The organism is Methylobacterium sp. Leaf85 (assembly GCF_001422125.1).
Lineage (GTDB): Bacteria > Pseudomonadota > Alphaproteobacteria > Rhizobiales > Beijerinckiaceae > Methylobacterium > Methylobacterium bullatum.
In genome coordinates this window covers 117,665-131,515 of sequence record NZ_LMME01000034.1, presented here as the reverse complement: position 1 = coordinate 131,515, position 13,851 = coordinate 117,665, and the positions used below count along the sequence as shown (strand labels likewise).

The following is a 13,851-nucleotide window of genomic DNA, read 5'->3' as shown; positions in this document are numbered from 1 at the left end:
AGGGAACTCCCATGACGAAGACAGCCCTCCCCGCGATCCTGGCCGCGATCCTGGTTCTGCCCCTCGCCTCACCGGTTCTCGCGGCCGGCGAGCACCGCCACGACGACGGCACCGTCCATTCCGACAGCCATGACCACGGCCCGAAGCCCGCCGCGAAGGGCAAGGCCGCCGACACGCCGGCGATCCGCGCCTTCAAGGAGGCGGCCATGCGCATGCACGGCGACATGGAGATCCGCTATTCCGGCGACGTCGACCGCGATTTCGCTGCCGGCATGATCCCGCACCACAAGGGCGCCCTGGCCATGGCCAAGGTCGCGCTTCAGTATTCGAAGGATCCGGAGGTCCGCACCCTGGCCGAGGCCATCGTCAAGGCCCAGGAAGCCGAGATCGCCCAGATGGAGGCGATCCTGAAGCGGACCGATCCCGCCAAGAAGTGAGGCTTCCACCTCGCCCCTGAACACTATCGCTCAGGGGCGGCTCGGCTTCCCGCCTCGATACAGGCCGGACCGGCCGCCATGTCGGCGGCGTGAGACCTAGACGACGAGGACATCCGCGAAGGTCAGAAGCACTGTCGTATCGATGACGGCGAAGGTGCGGGCGGTGCCCGCGCCGCTCCCATCGGCATCGTAGGAGAGCGTGCCGGTCGTGGCGTCGTAGAGAACCCGGTCATCCGCATCGGTCGACCCCGACGAGAGGTCCTTGAACGCGTCCTCCGCGAGGGCGCCGGCGCGAAGGGCCGTGAAGACCTTGCTCGAGAGCGTGACGACATCCTCGGCGATGGAGAAGTCGCGGATGTGATCCGTGTTGCCGGTTCCGGGCCACGTGCGGAACAGGAAGGTATCCGCCCCCTCCCCGCCGGTGAGGACGTCGTTTCCGGCCCCGCCCGTCAGCATGTTGGCGGCGCCGTTGCCGGTGATCGTATTGGCGACGGCGTTGCCGATGCCATCGACTGCGTTCGAGCCGAAGAGCCTCAGAGCTTCGAGATTCGTGCCGAGGCGGTGGCTGGCCGAACTCAGCACGTGGTCCGTACCGCTCCTGGCCGCCTCCTCGATCGTGTCGCGGCCGTCCGTGACATAGGTGTCGTTCCCGAGCCCACCGCTCATACGGTCGGCCCCCCGTCCGCCGTCCAGCCGGTTGGCGCCGTCGTTGCCGATGAGGATGTCGTCGCCCGCCCCGCCCTTCGCCTTCTCGATGGAGACGCCGTTGGCGATGGTCACGCCGCCGGTGAGGGGTTCCGACGTGGAGAGCCAGCCGCCCCCGCCGATCTCGGCTTTCAGGGTGGCGGCGCGCAGGTCGATCTTGGCCGCGCTCGATCCCTCATAGACGATCGTATCGGAGCCGCCCGTATCCCAGATCGTGGTGTAGCCGCGGTTGGCATCGACATCGTCGCTGAAGCGATAGACGTCGTTGCCGGTGTTGTGGGCGCGGGCTCCGTAGAGATGCTGCAGGGCCGCGATGTCGATGGCACCGAAGGAGCCCGGCTGGGCGTTGAGCGCGGTGTTCTCGTCGTGCTCGGGTGTGAACGGGTTGTCCTCGCCCCAGAACGGGAAGGTGTAGCCCATCACCGTGTAGATCTGGGAATTGAGGTTGCCGGTGCCGAAATCGCCCGGCTCGACGACGCCCGGCAGCTTGCCGTTCTCCCCGTCATGGGGGTGGCCGAGCCCCAGGCTGTGGCCGATTTCGTGGATCCAGGTTTCGGAATAGGTGCCGAGGCGGACCACGTCCGCGGCCCCTTTCACGCTCGTCGGGTCGATGCCCACCGCCGTTTCCAGCGAGGTGGTGCCCTGGGCGGGCGTGCCGGATTCGCCGCCTCCGCCGACATCGAGCCGCTGGATCAACTGGGCCCGCGCCACGCTGCCTTCGACGAAATCGACATTCGCGACGCTGCTGACGGTGTCGTAGATCTCCCTGTAGAACGCCTTCCAGTCGCCCTCGGAGAAATCGTTGATCCCGTTCGCATCGATGTCCTGCGCCTTGAACCCGTAGGTCAGGGTCGCGGCGTTCCAGGCGCCGCCGAGGATGAGGCTGTCCACGACGGCGTTCCCCGTCACGCCGACGGGTTTGAAGAGGTCGGCCATCGATTGATCTGTCCCTTGGGGAAAAGCTTCTGGAAGCTTGGCCGTTCGAGCCGGCCGGGGCAGTCCCTAACCACGATGCCGCGTCATAAACAATTGACGGTCCCACACCTCCGCGGCGAACCGTGCCAAGTGAAAGCGGTATGCTTCATCGGGTTCGGGAGGGAACCGGCCTCACCGCGCTAAATCCGTGCTCGTCCGCTCGCACAGGCGCTCAGCCAGCCGAGCCCATCCTCGGTTCGGCCACGCGGATTGTACTCGCACCCGACCGAGCCCGAATATCCGAGCCGGTCGAGTTCGGCGAAGACGAAGGCGTCGTTCACCTCCCCCGTGCCGGGCTCGTGGCGCGCCGGTACGCTCGCGACCTGGACATGGCCGATCAGCGGCAGGAGTCGGGTCAGCCGCGTGGTGACGTCTCCGTGCAGGATCTGGCAGTGGAAGATGTCGAACTGGAGCTTGAGGTTGGCGAGACCCTCCGCGCGCAGCTCCGCCACGAGATCGGCGGCGGCATCGACATCGTCGAGGAAATAGCCCGGCATGGAGCGGCGGTTGATGGGCTCGATCAGGAGGTCGATGCCATGCTCGGCAAGGCGCCCGGCGGCGTGGCGCAGGGACCGGCGATAAGCTTGCCCGGCGCGGCTGTCGCGCCCGTCGGCCAGGCCCGCCATCATGTGCAGGCGCGGGCAGCCGGTCGCCAGCGCATAGGCGAGCGCCGTCTCGACCCCGGCGGTGGTCTCATCGAAGCGGTCTGGCAGAGCGGCGAGACCGCGCTCACCGGCCATCCAATCGCCGGGCGGCATGTTGAACAGGACGAGGTCGAGCCCGTGCGCGGCGAGGCGCGCGGCGATCGCATCCGGCGAATGCTCGTAGGGGAACAGGAACTCCACCGACGTGAACCCGGCACGGGACGCGGCCTCGAACCGATCGAGGAAGGCGAGCTCCGTGAAGAGCAGCGTCAGGTTGGCGGCAAAGCGCGGCATGGGAGGGCTCCATGGTGGCGGGGTCCCATCCGGGCCATCCTCAATCGCGGATCAGCTTGCCCGTATAGACGACGGGGCCGGTGGGCAGGCCGGTGGCCGAGCCGTTCGGCGGCTCCACCGAGACGGCGAAGACACCCTCGCCGCGCCGCGCGGCCTCGGACCCGGCGGGCAGAGCCAGGCGTGCGGCGTCCTTGCCGATCAGCCCGAGGGATTTCGGCGTCTTGTCGGCTCCCACATACCACAATTCGAGGCTGCGTCCCGCCGGCGCCTCGGCGCCCACCGGGCGTACCCGCGCGGTTCCCGCCGCCGTATCGATGCTGACGATGAGGGCCGGCGCCTCGCCGCCGCTGCTGACCACGGCGACGTAGCGTGTCTCGCCCTCCATGCCGGGACGGGGGCCGACGGCGATGAACAGGGCCAGCCCGGCGGCCAGGGCTCCGGCGCCCGCCGCTGCCGCCCGCCACAGGCCGAGCTTGCGCGAGAGGGCGGTCACGCGGTTTTCGTTCGCCGCCGGAGACGCGGAGGAGCGGTGGGGCAGCGCGCGCAGGATCGCCGGCCACACGCCCTCGCCCGGCTCGATCTCCGGGATGGCGGCGGCGAGGGGCGCCAGCCGGCGCTCCCACTCCCGCACGGCGGCGCGTGCGGCGGGATCGACGGCGAGTTCGAGATCCATGGCGGCGCGCTCGGTGGCGTCGAGCGTGCCGATGACGTATTCGGCGGCGCGCAGGTCGCGCTCGGCGGGGTCCTCGGTCATGCCGGCCCCTCCAGGCAGCCGCGCAGGGCCGCGAGCCCGCGATGCAGCCAGGTCTTGATGGTGTTGACGGGACGCGCGAACCGCTCGGCCAGCTCTTCCCGCGAATGGCCCTCGCAATAGGCGAGCACGATGCAGTCGCGCTGCGTCGCCTCCAGGCGGGACAGGCAGGTGCGAAGGGCGTCGCGCCCGAGGATCGCACCTTCGCTGTCATGCGGATCGGCCAACCGTTCCACCCAATCCTCTCCGTCCTCGCTCACCGGCCCCTGCACCTCGCCCTTGCGCCGAACCCCGTCGATCGCCCGGTTGCGGGCGATGGTGCAGAGCCACGGCAACGGGCGGCCCGCTTCCGGAGAGAACGAACCGGCATTCTGCCAGATGCGCAGGTAGACGTCCTGGAGCACGTCTTCCGCCATACCGCGATCCCGTTGGATACGGAGCACGATGCCGAAAAGTTTCGGAGCGGTGAGATCGTAGAGAGCCCGAAGGGCCTGCTCGTTGCCGGATGCCACGGCCGCGATCAGTCGCGCCAGTGCCGCGTCGTCACGCAAGGGTCGGGGCATCCTCTCGGCACGACATGATACGACCGTTCGATCTGGCGGGAACGTTGCAAGCGAGTCTTAATGGAGCGGACGCGCGCCGGCTACTGCATGGCGCGCGATCGATGGGGATCGGCACGTCTTCTCTCAATGCTGATCTGCGTGCGGCCGGGCGTGGGTGTTCGACTGCGAGCCGGCGACCTATCTCCCGCAGACGGTCGCCGATCCTTCGAGGATGTGGGGCCGTGGAACTCCCAGGCGCAGGACAAGGATACGGGATTCATGACGTCGCACGGAGACTGGAAAATTCCCGCCGCCGTGCAGCCCAAGGCGGGCGATTACGCGTACGATCTCGACAGGGCCCTGTCGGCGATCGTGTCGCTCTCGACACGCATCCCGCCGGAGGCGTTCACCGCCGAGACCCTGGGCACGGAGCGGGCCGGCAACGGCGTGGTGATCCGCGAAGACGGCCTCGTCCTCACCATCGGTTACCTCGTCACCGAGGCGGACAGCGTCTGGATGACGACGCATGACGGACGCTCTGTCCCCGGCCATGTCGTCGGCTTCGACGCCGTCACCGGGTTCGGCCTCGTCCAGGCCCTGGGCGACCTGGCGCTGCCGCCGCTTCCCATCGGACGCTCGGCCAGCCTGAAGATCGGCGACAAGGCGGTGGTGGCCGGAGCCGGCGGACGCACCCGCTGCGTCGCCGCCGAGCTGATCGCGCGGCAGGAATTCGCGGGCTATTGGGAATACGTCCTCGACGAGGCCCTGTTCACCGCGCCCTCGCACCCGCATTGGGGCGGCACGGCCCTGATCGGCCCGGCCGGCGACCTCCTCGGCATCGGGTCCCTGCAGCTGCAGCAGGGCGGCGCGGAAGGCCCGAAGGCGATCAACCTCGTCGTTCCCATCGATCTCCTGCCGCCGATCCTCGAGGATCTGACCACTCGCGGGCGCGCGGACCGTCCGACCCGGCCCTGGCTCGGTCTCTATGCCAGCGACAGCGACGGCGCGGTGGTGGTGATGGGGCTCGCCGATGACGGCCCCGCCGAGAGCGCGGATCTGCGCGTGGGCGACGTGCTCGCGGCGGTGGCGGGCGAGCCGGTGGAGGATCTCGCCGGGTTCTTCCGTCAGGTCTGGGCGCTGGGCGAGGCGGGGGTGCGGGTGCCGCTTACGATCGAGCGTGACGGGCGTCCGATCAAGCTCGTCGTGACGTCGAGCGACCGCGAGCGTTTCCTGGTCTCGCCGCAGCTGCATTGATCGGGACGGGACGCGGGTCTATCCCGTGCCCATGACGGACCACGTAGACACCTCCCCCATCCACATCGTCGGCGGCGGCCTCGCCGGGTCCGAGGCCGCCTGGCAGATCGCCGAGAGCGGCCATGCTGTGGTGCTCCACGAGATGCGCCCGGTGCGTGCCACCGAGGCGCATCACGGTCAGGACCTGGCCGAGCTCGTCTGCTCGAACTCGTTCCGCTCGGACGACGCCAACGGCAACGCCGTCGGCCTGCTGCACCAGGAGATGCGGACGCTCGGCTCGCTGATCCTGCGCGCTGCCGACGCCAACCAGGTGCCGGCCGGCGGCGCGCTCGCCGTGGACCGGAACGGGTTCGCCGCCGCCGTCACCGCCGCTCTGGAGGCGCATCCCCTCGTGACCATCGCCCGCGAAGAGGTCGAGGGCCTGCCGCCGGAGGAATGGGGCCGGACCATCATCGCCACCGGCCCCCTCACTTCGCCCGCCCTGGCGGAAGCGATCCGCGGCCTGACCGGGGCCGAGGCGCTGGCCTTCTTCGACGCCATCGCGCCCATCGTCCACCGCGACTCCATCGACATGGACAAGGCCTGGTTCCAGTCGCGCTACGACAAGGTCGGGCCGGGCGGGACGGGGGCCGATTACATCAACTGCCCGATGAACCGCGAACAGTACGACGCCTTCATCCAGGCGCTGATCGCGGGTGACAAGATCGGGTTCAAGGAATGGGAGGCGACCACCCCCTATTTCGACGGCTGCCTGCCGATCGAGGTCATGGCCGAGCGCGGGCCCGAGACCCTGCGTCACGGCCCGATGAAGCCCGTCGGCCTCACCAACCCGCACGATCCCACGGTGAAGGCCTGCGCCATCGTCCAGCTGCGCCAGGACAATGCGCTGGGCACCCTCTACAACATGGTCGGCTTCCAGACGAAGCTGACCTATTCCGAACAGGTCCGGGTGTTCCGCACGATTCCCGGCCTGGAAAACGCCGAATTCGCGCGTCTCGGCGGCCTCCACCGCAACACCTATCTCGATTCACCCCGTCTCCTCGACGGGACCCTGCGCCTCAAGGCCCGGCCGAGCCTGCGCTTCGCCGGACAGATCACGGGCTGCGAGGGCTATGTCGAGAGCGCCGCCATCGGCCTCATGGCCGGTCGCTTCGCCGTTGCCGAGGCACGTGGTGAGACCCTGGCGCCGCTCCCCGCCACCACGGCGCTCGGCGCCCTCATCGGCCACATCACCGGCGGCCACATCGCAGCCGAGGAGGTCGGGAGCCCCCGCTCGTTCCAGCCGATGAACGTGAATTTCGGCCTGTTCCCGCCGCTCGCCCAGTCCCCGAAGGGCGAGGGCGGCAAGCGCCTGAAGGGGCCGGAAAAGGCGGTGGCGAAGAAGCGCGCCTATACCGACCGGGCGCGGGCGGATCTGGCTTCGTGGATGGGAGGCGAGGCGGTACCGATCGCGGCGGAATAGACGGCGCGTGCGCATGCCCTCTCCCCGCGTAGGGGGCGGGGGACATGCGAACCAAGACTTCGGTTTTTCCAGCGAACGCTTTCGGGGCAGTGCCACCAGAAGCCGCAACCGACCTCAGGTCCGTCCACGATCAATCGCGTGGTGCGGGCTCGGTGCGGCGTGGGTGGCGCCGGTCGAAATCCATCGCCGCGAGCTTGAGCGCGGACAATCCACCAACAATGAGAATGGCGGCGAGGCCGGCGATCTGCAGGGAGAGCGTCATCGAGCTTCAATCCTCACTGCGCATGAATCGAAGAGCAGCGTGCCCCGCTAAATGTAGTGCGAGGGCAGCGAAAATCAAAATCCAATGTCCTCCGCTGAGCACGCCATATTGGCCTTGCGCGAGCGGCACGACGAAGGCGGCGCCGAATGTTGCAATCGACAAGGCGTTGAAGAGCGTCGCGAGAAGCTTGACGTGCTCATTGAACCGCTTGGCAAGAAATTTTCTATTGCCGCCTTCGGTCACGCCTCCCTCCGCGGCTGCGATTCCGACATCGTCCAATCACACCGGATCCAGCGAAAAGATGCGTCGGCCCGGCCGGTGGCCCTCGTCACCGGTATCGCGAAACCCGGTCTTGAGAAGGAGACCGCGCGAGGCTTCGTTCTCGGGCCGGCACTCGGCGACGATGAAGCGGTGGGGGAAGCGCTTGCGCAGGATCGCGATGGCCCCCGTCACCGCCTCGCTGCCGTAGCCCTGGCCCCGGGCGCCGCCGCCGACCCAGTAGCCGAGTTCCACCGCGTGCTCGCCACGCAGGTGGAGACCGACCACCGCCACGAGAACGCCGTCGGCCTTGGCCCCGAGGAAGCAATCCTTGGTCGGCTTCCCCCTGCCGATCAGGCGGCGGGCATGATCGAGGGTGAAGGGATCGGGCAGGAAATCCACCGCCCCCGTGATCGCCTGATCGTCGGTGAGGGCCTGGACCGCCTCCGCATCCGCCTGGACCAGCGGCGCGAGACGCAGGCGTGCGGTCGCCTGCGTGGGCAGGTTCGACAGGGAGTAGCGCGAGGCGAGCGTGCGGAAGAACATGGCTTCCGTGGTGGAGCCGCGCGGCCACGAGGGCAAGATCCCTCTTCGCCGAAGGGCTCCTTCCTCGCGCGGCGCGACAAAAATGAAACCCGCCCCGGCATCGCCGGGACGGGTCATCGATCCGGCCTATCGGTTCGCCCTTACGGATGGATGACCATCGCGTTGAACGGATAGACGTAGGCCTGCAGCATCACGAGCACGCCGACGAGGCAGGCCAGCACGATGGAGTGCCAGAACACGAAGCGCAGGATCTTGCTCTCCTGGCCGAAATAGCCGGTGGCGGTGGAGGCGACGACGATCGACTGGGCGTCGATCATCTTGCCCATGACGCCGCCCGACGAGTTCGCCGAGGCCATGAGGATGCCCGACAGGCCGAGCTGCTCCGAGGTGATTTTCTGCAAGCCGCCGAACAGGACGTTCGACGCGGTGTCGGAGCCCGTGAGCGCGACGCCGAGCCAGCCCAGGAGGGTGCCGAAGAACGGGTAGAGGATGCCTGTGCCCGCAAAGGCGAGACCCAACGTGGCATCGACGCCCGCGTAACGGGTGAGCACGCCGAGCGCCAGCATCGCCGAGATGGTGATGAGCGAGTAGCGCAGCACCCAGATGGTCTCGATGTAGGCGGTCACGAGGCGCCAGGGCGAGAACCGCATCAGGAGGCCGGAGATGATGGCCGCGAACAGCACGCCGGTGCCGGTGTAGGACATGTAGGCGAACTTGAAGACGGCAGGCTCCGGATGGGCGGTGGCCACCACGGGGGGCACCTTCATGATGACGTTGTGCAGGCCCGGCACCGGATAGTTCCAGATGAAGATCGGGTCGACGATGTCCTTGAAGAACTTGGTGCCCCAGATCGCCACGATCACCGAAAGGATGATCCACGGCACCCAGGCCAGCAGGATCTCGGAAGAGGTGGCGGTGCGGGTGGCGGCGGCGGCCTTGGGGCCGTCGACGGTGGTGACGTAGCCGATGGACGGATCGTTGCCGCGCAGGGCCGGCGAGGTCCAGATCACTGCCGGGCGCCAGAAGCGCAGGAACAGCACCAGGGCGCCCATGGAGACGAGCGCGGCGCCGATGTCGACGATCCACGGGTTGACGTAGTTCGAGATGCCGAACTGGGCGAGCGCGAACGAACCGCCGCAGACGAGGATGGCGGGCCAGATCTGCAGCATCCCGCGGAAACCCGCGAACACGCAGATCAGCCAGAACGGCACCAGCACCGAGAAGAACGGCAGCTGCCGGCCGATCATGGCGCCGAGAACGTAGGGGTCATAGCCGGTCACCGAGGCGAGGCCGGCGATGGGCGCTCCGAGCGCGCCATAGGCCACCGGGGCGGTGTTGGCGATGAGCGACAGGCCCGAGGCGGCCAGCGGCGAGAAGCCGAGGCCGATCAGGATGGCGCCGGTGACCGCCACGGGGGTGCCGAAACCGCCCGCGCCTTCGAAGAACGCGCCGAAGGCGAAGGCGACCAGCAGCAGCTGGAGCCGCCTGTCGGTGGTGATGCCGGCCACCGACTGCTGCAGGGTGGCGAACCAACCCTTCTCCACCGTGAGCCGGTAGAGGAAGATGACGTTGAGGATGATCCAGCCGATGGGGAAAAGCCCGAGGGCGATGCCGTAGCCGGAGGCGCGGGTGGCCAGATCCGCCGGCATGCCGAACAGGAAGACGGCGACGCAGAACGCCAGGACCAGAGAGAGGACGGCGGCGATGTGAGCCTTGACCTTGCCGCTGGCGATCATGCCGAGCAGGGCGATGACCGGCAGGGATGCCGCAAGCGTCGAGAGCCATGGGCTCCCAAAGGGATCGTAGACCTGGTTCCACGTATTCACGGGCGTCGCGCTCCTCGGTGAGCCCGATCTCTCGCCGGGCCCTTGACATCGTAGCTAGCAGAGCAGTGGAGCGGGCTCAACGCGAAGAATCTTGTATTCAGATCATGTTGCGCGCGTGCTTCGCTTTCTGTCCGCCGAGACTGCAGACGCCCGGAAACGGCAAGGCATCTCCTTCGAAACACAAGCGGAGCCGTTCCGAAACGGAAGCGAGGCGGCTGTGCGACCTGTCGCAGCCTCGGAACATGAGAGTCGGGAGACCGTTCCCCTTGGTATCCTCCATGCCAGCGATACGGAGATCAACCTATGTTCATGCGCGTCGATAAGCTGCAAGCCGAACTGCCCGCACCCAAAAGGAAAGATCCGAACGCTGCCGCTGCCCTGCAGGAACTGCTGGGTGGTAAATATGGGGAGATGTCGACTCTTGGGAATTACATGTTCCAGAGCTTCAATTTCCGCAGCAAGTCTAAGCTACGCCCGTTCTATAGCCTCGTTGCCGCGATCACAGCCGAGGAGCTGGGCCATGTGGAGCTGGTGAGCAATGGCGTCGCCATGCTCAACAACGGCCCCGACAATGATGGCGACGAGAAAGATGGCGGCGACATTTCGGGTGCGCCCTTCGAGGACATGAAGGACATTCGCCTTGCGGCCGCGTTCCTGTCGAATGGCGGTGGCGTCACCCCGGTGAACAGCAACGGCGCGTCCTGGAACAACGATTTCATCACCACCACCGGCAACGTGGTCGTCGACCTGCTCCACAACTTCCATCTCGAATGCGGCGCCCGCCTGCACAAGCTGCGCGTCTACGAGACCCTGACCGACCCGACCGGGCGCGAGGTCTGTGGCTACCTTCTCGTGCGCGGTTCGGTCCACGCCCATGCCTACGCCCTGGCACTGAAGAAGATCACAGGCGTCGAGATCGAGAAGTTCCTGCCGACGCCGAACATCAACCTCGACAAGATCCCCGAATGCCAGAAGTACCTGCAGGAGGGCTCGCACCGCCGGCTCTACACCTTCAGCCCCGGTGACTACACGGAGATGGCCGGCATCTGGGGCAATGGCGAGATGGCTCTGCCGGGTGATCCGCCGGGCGAATTGTCGGTGGTCGAGGGCATGCCCGACGGCGGCAAGATCCACCAGCTCACCGGCGTCCCTTCGGCCTTCACCCCGGACTACGCCCCGCAGGAGATGTTCGAGATCGCGGAGAAGCTGACGAAGAAGGCACGCTGAAGCCTTGGCCTCCCGACGGATTACTGTCGGGGGGCTTTTCTTTCGTTTCGTGCGACGGGCAGGAATGCAGTCCGGGGCGCACGCCCTCCCACCTACCACCTCATCCTGAGGCGCCGGAGTGAAGCGCAGGCCTCGAAGGAGGCCTCCAGTTCGCGCCGCGGGTACTGGAGGTCTCCTTCGAGGCCGCTGCGCGGCGTCTCAGGATGAGGTGACAGGTTGGGTGAAATCTCATCCCCTTCTTGACCCCCTCCAGAGCCGCCACAGCCGCCGCCAGCGCGGCAGGGCGATGATTGTGTTGAGCGGGTCGTAGCCCGGCCGCTCCATCATCGCGAGGCTCGGTTCCACCAGGGCCGTCGGCAGGAAGGCGGGCAGAGCGGCAGGCGCGATATTGGCTCGCGCGTCCTCGAAGGCCTTCAGGTGGCGCCGGGCCAGGGCCCGCAGATCGGCCGTCGCCCCGAGGAGACCGGGGCCGCCGCGTCCCGTGACGATGTCTTCGCGGGTGACGCCATGATCCTTGAGGATATCGGCCGGCAGGTAGACCTGCCCGTTGCGGGCGTGCCACGGCAGCGCCCGTAGCAATCCGACGACACCGAAGGCGACACCGGCATGGCCGGCGGCTGCGGCGCCCCCCGGCTCCGCGCCGTCGCAGAGGACGAGGCCGCCGAGGCGGATGAGCGAGGAGGCGGTCTCCCCGCAATAACCTTCGAGATCGTTCACCCGCGGCATCGGATCGTCGTAGAGGTCGAAGACGCGGGCATCGATCAGATCGACGAAGGGCTGGCGCCCGAGCTTGCGCTTGACGATGGCGTCGTCCAGCGCGGCGGCCACCGGGTTGGCCTTCACGTCGCCCCTCGCCTCCCCCTGCAGCGCGTCGCGCCACCATTGCAGACGGATCTCGCCCGCTATCGGGTTGGTGACGGCGTCGCGCACGCGGGCGGTGGTGAGGCTGAAGGCGGCAAGCGCGAAGAGATGCGGCCGGAAGGCCGCCGGCGCGAAGAGGGTGGCGAAGTAGCGGTCTGGGTCGCCCTCGCGGACAAGGGCCTCACAATGCGAGAAGGCGAAGGCGAGGGGTTCGGCCGTTCCGGGGCTGGTCTCGGTCTTCGTCACGCGACCGCGATCATCGCGGCGGCGACCTTGCGGTTCTCCGCCATCAGGATGTTGTAGGTCCGCGCGGCGGCCCCCGTCTGCATCACGTCCAGGCCGATTCCGTTGTCCTTGAGCCAGCGCCGCAGATTGTCCGGAAACGGCGCTATGTCGAGGCCGGTGCCGATGAGGAGGAGCTCGACCGCCCCCGCCTCGGCCACGACCGGGCGCAGGGCGTTGCGGTCGATGGCCTTGGCCTCCACGACATCCCAGGCCCTGATGCCCCCCGGCGTCACCAGGATCGAGCCGCGATGCGACATGTCGGCAAAGCGAAAGCCGCCATTGCCATAGGCGTCGATGAGGTGGCGCCCGGGAACGAACCCGTCATGCAGGCTGCCCTCCGCCATTTCTACTCCGCCGCCTGGGGCACGCGGCCGCCGGTGGGACGGCTCTGCGACTTCACGCCCGACAGCATCAGGCCGAGATAGATCAGGACCGGGGTCGACACGAAGATCGCCGAATAGGTGCAGATCACCACGCCTGCGAGCATCACCACGGCGAAGCCCTGGATCGCCTCTCCGCCGAACAGGACCAGGGCGAGCAGCGACAGGAAGGCGGAGGTCGCCGTCATCACCGTGCGCGACATGGTGGAGTTGATCGATAGGTTGAGCAACTCCACCGTGGGAATGGTCTTGTAACGCCGCATCAGCTCGCGGGTCCGGTCGAACACCACCACTGTCTCGTTCAGCGAGTAGCCGACGATGGTGAGGATCGCCGCGATCGAGGTCATGTTGAACTCGATCCGGCTGATGACGAAGATGCCGATGGTGAGCACGATGTCGTGCAGGGTGCCGACGATGGCGCCGAGCGCCAGTTCCCGCTCGAAGCGGAACCAGAGGTAGAGGAGCACCGCGAGCACCGACAGCACCACGCCGAGCGTGCCCGACTGAACGAGCTCGCCCGACACGCGCGGCCCCACCGTCTCGGTGCGGCGGAACTCGTATTCCGCGTCGAAAGCGCCGTGCGCCTTCTGCATCACCGCCGTCTGGCCCTGCTCGCCGGGCTGGAGCGGGAAGCGGACGAGGATCTGCCCGTCGCCGCCGAGTTCCTGCACCTCGGTCTCGCCGAAGCCGAAGCTGTTGGCGGTGTGTCGCACGGCGGCCACGTCGGCCGTCTTCGATTTCGCCTGCAGCTCCACGAGGGTGCCGCCCTTGAAGTCGATGCCGAAATTCAGGCCGACCGTCAGGAACAGGATCACCGTCCCCACCGACAGCAAGGCCGAGAGCGGGAAGGTGAAGCGCCGGAAGCGCATGAAGTCGACGTGCGACTCATCGGGCCAGAGGCGGAGCAGACGCATGTTCGGTCTCGGTCTTTCGGCAATGAGGTCGATCGGGTCGTCGAAAAGAGTGCGTTCGGTTCCACCGTACGTCCGTCATTCCGGGGCGCCCGCAGGGCGAGCCCGGAATCCAGGCACTCAGGTGGAGGTTCTCCTGGCAATCCCGGGTGTCTGAATCCCGGGCTCCGCTTAGCGGCCCCGGGGTGACGGGATTGTTTTGCAGATGGACGGATCACTCGAAAACCGGAT

The 13,851-nt window shown here is 67.6% G+C and carries 15 protein-coding genes; 4 read left to right on the top strand and 11 right to left on the bottom strand.

Annotated elements, in window-relative coordinates:
* The first annotated feature begins 11 nt into the window (after nucleotides 1-11).
* Nucleotides 12-437 (top strand): CopM family metallochaperone, encoded by a 426-nt coding sequence (gene copM, locus ASF08_RS21785; RefSeq protein ID WP_056149436.1) that lies wholly within the window; start codon nucleotides 12-14, stop codon nucleotides 435-437.
* Between the two features lie 96 nt (nucleotides 438-533).
* On the opposite strand, the gene ASF08_RS21780 is transcribed toward copM, so the two are convergent.
* The 4 genes from ASF08_RS21780 to ASF08_RS21765 all read right to left on the bottom strand — a co-directional run bounded on the left by ASF08_RS21780 (nucleotide 534) and on the right by ASF08_RS21765 (nucleotide 4,357).
* The gene (locus tag ASF08_RS21780; RefSeq protein ID WP_056149434.1) at nucleotides 534-2,078 is read right to left on the bottom strand and encodes a M10 family metallopeptidase C-terminal domain-containing protein; all 1,545 of its coding nucleotides are present in this window, start codon (nucleotides 2,076-2,078) and stop codon (nucleotides 534-536) included.
* Nucleotides 2,079-2,257: 179 nt separating this feature from the next.
* A complete protein-coding gene (otnI, locus tag ASF08_RS21775; RefSeq protein ID WP_056149432.1) occupies nucleotides 2,258-3,055 on the bottom strand; it encodes a 2-oxo-tetronate isomerase in 798 nt (265 codons plus the stop codon).
* Between the two features lie 40 nt (nucleotides 3,056-3,095).
* Nucleotides 3,096-3,809, bottom strand: coding sequence for an anti-sigma factor (locus ASF08_RS21770; RefSeq protein ID WP_200931891.1), 714 nt, complete (start codon nucleotides 3,807-3,809; stop codon nucleotides 3,096-3,098).
* Nucleotides 3,806-4,357, bottom strand: coding sequence for a sigma-70 family RNA polymerase sigma factor (locus ASF08_RS21765; protein ID WP_018043540.1), 552 nt, complete (start codon nucleotides 4,355-4,357; stop codon nucleotides 3,806-3,808). Before ASF08_RS21765 ends, ASF08_RS21770 begins: the two co-directional genes overlap by 4 nt.
* Before the next feature lie 270 nt (nucleotides 4,358-4,627).
* Between ASF08_RS21765 and ASF08_RS21760 the strand changes: the two genes are divergently transcribed.
* Nucleotides 4,628-5,602, top strand: a complete 975-nt coding sequence (locus tag ASF08_RS21760) for a S1C family serine protease (protein WP_018043539.1) — start codon at nucleotides 4,628-4,630, stop codon at nucleotides 5,600-5,602.
* Nucleotides 5,603-5,633: 31 nt separating this feature from the next.
* The gene (gene trmFO / locus ASF08_RS21755) at nucleotides 5,634-7,064 is read left to right on the top strand and encodes a methylenetetrahydrofolate--tRNA-(uracil(54)-C(5))-methyltransferase (FADH(2)-oxidizing) TrmFO (RefSeq protein WP_056149429.1); all 1,431 of its coding nucleotides are present in this window, start codon (nucleotides 5,634-5,636) and stop codon (nucleotides 7,062-7,064) included.
* Between the two features lie 130 nt (nucleotides 7,065-7,194).
* Here the strand turns inward: trmFO and ASF08_RS26070 are convergent, their stop codons facing one another.
* The 4 genes from ASF08_RS26070 to ASF08_RS21740 form a co-directional block, all read right to left on the bottom strand.
* Nucleotides 7,195-7,326: a hypothetical protein gene (locus ASF08_RS26070; RefSeq protein WP_274534509.1), complete on the bottom strand. Its 132-nt coding sequence runs from the start codon at nucleotides 7,324-7,326 to the stop codon at nucleotides 7,195-7,197.
* A gap of 6 nt (nucleotides 7,327-7,332) precedes the next feature.
* On the bottom strand, nucleotides 7,333-7,569 hold the full coding sequence (locus tag ASF08_RS21750) for a hypothetical protein (RefSeq protein ID WP_238253895.1): 237 nt from the start codon (nucleotides 7,567-7,569) through the stop codon (nucleotides 7,333-7,335).
* 36 nt (nucleotides 7,570-7,605) lie between these two features.
* Nucleotides 7,606-8,130: a GNAT family N-acetyltransferase gene (locus tag ASF08_RS21745; RefSeq protein ID WP_056149748.1), complete on the bottom strand. Its 525-nt coding sequence runs from the start codon at nucleotides 8,128-8,130 to the stop codon at nucleotides 7,606-7,608.
* 140 nt (nucleotides 8,131-8,270) lie between these two features.
* On the bottom strand, nucleotides 8,271-9,956 hold the full coding sequence (locus ASF08_RS21740) for an L-lactate permease (protein ID WP_018043534.1): 1,686 nt from the start codon (nucleotides 9,954-9,956) through the stop codon (nucleotides 8,271-8,273).
* A 303-nt stretch (nucleotides 9,957-10,259) separates the two neighbouring features.
* On the opposite strand from ASF08_RS21740, the gene ASF08_RS21735 reads away from it, so the two are divergent.
* Nucleotides 10,260-11,183: a manganese catalase family protein gene (locus ASF08_RS21735; protein ID WP_026175884.1), complete on the top strand. Its 924-nt coding sequence runs from the start codon at nucleotides 10,260-10,262 to the stop codon at nucleotides 11,181-11,183.
* Between the two features lie 228 nt (nucleotides 11,184-11,411).
* Here ASF08_RS21735 and ASF08_RS21730 read toward each other — a convergent pair whose 3' ends face one another.
* Genes ASF08_RS21730 through secF form a run of 3 tightly spaced genes read right to left on the bottom strand, consistent with a single transcriptional unit; the run spans nucleotide 11,412 to nucleotide 13,623 of the window.
* A complete protein-coding gene (locus ASF08_RS21730; RefSeq protein WP_056149427.1) occupies nucleotides 11,412-12,290 on the bottom strand; it encodes a phytoene/squalene synthase family protein in 879 nt (292 codons plus the stop codon).
* A complete protein-coding gene (locus tag ASF08_RS21725) occupies nucleotides 12,287-12,673 on the bottom strand; it encodes an Mth938-like domain-containing protein (protein WP_018043531.1) in 387 nt (128 codons plus the stop codon). The genes ASF08_RS21730 and ASF08_RS21725 overlap by 4 nt, the downstream gene beginning before the upstream one ends.
* 2 nt (nucleotides 12,674-12,675) lie before the next feature.
* Complete coding sequence (gene secF, locus ASF08_RS21720) at nucleotides 12,676-13,623, bottom strand: protein translocase subunit SecF (protein ID WP_018043530.1); 948 nt, start codon at nucleotides 13,621-13,623, stop codon at nucleotides 12,676-12,678.
* Nucleotides 13,624-13,851 lie beyond the last annotated feature (228 nt).

What these genes read in the sequence shown, in the direction of transcription:
- ASF08_RS26070 (WP_274534509.1), bottom strand. Translation starts at nt 7,326, where the DNA reads ATGACGCTCTCCCTGCAGATCGCCGGCCTCGCCGCCATTCTCATTGTT.
- secF (WP_018043530.1), bottom strand. Translation starts at nt 13,623, where the DNA reads ATGCGTCTGCTCCGCCTCTGGCCCGATGAGTCGCACGTCGACTTCATG.
- copM (WP_056149436.1), top strand. Translation starts at nt 12, where the DNA reads ATGACGAAGACAGCCCTCCCCGCGATCCTGGCCGCGATCCTGGTTCTG.
- ASF08_RS21725 (WP_018043531.1), bottom strand. Translation starts at nt 12,673, where the DNA reads ATGGCGGAGGGCAGCCTGCATGACGGGTTCGTTCCCGGGCGCCACCTC.
- ASF08_RS21760 (WP_018043539.1), top strand. Translation starts at nt 4,628, where the DNA reads ATGACGTCGCACGGAGACTGGAAAATTCCCGCCGCCGTGCAGCCCAAG.
- otnI (WP_056149432.1), bottom strand. Translation starts at nt 3,055, where the DNA reads ATGCCGCGCTTTGCCGCCAACCTGACGCTGCTCTTCACGGAGCTCGCC.
- ASF08_RS21770 (WP_200931891.1), bottom strand. Translation starts at nt 3,809, where the DNA reads ATGACCGAGGACCCCGCCGAGCGCGACCTGCGCGCCGCCGAATACGTC.
- ASF08_RS21780 (WP_056149434.1), bottom strand. Translation starts at nt 2,078, where the DNA reads ATGGCCGACCTCTTCAAACCCGTCGGCGTGACGGGGAACGCCGTCGTG.
- ASF08_RS21745 (WP_056149748.1), bottom strand. Translation starts at nt 8,130, where the DNA reads ATGTTCTTCCGCACGCTCGCCTCGCGCTACTCCCTGTCGAACCTGCCC.
- ASF08_RS21735 (WP_026175884.1), top strand. Translation starts at nt 10,260, where the DNA reads ATGTTCATGCGCGTCGATAAGCTGCAAGCCGAACTGCCCGCACCCAAA.
- trmFO (WP_056149429.1), top strand. Translation starts at nt 5,634, where the DNA reads ATGACGGACCACGTAGACACCTCCCCCATCCACATCGTCGGCGGCGGC.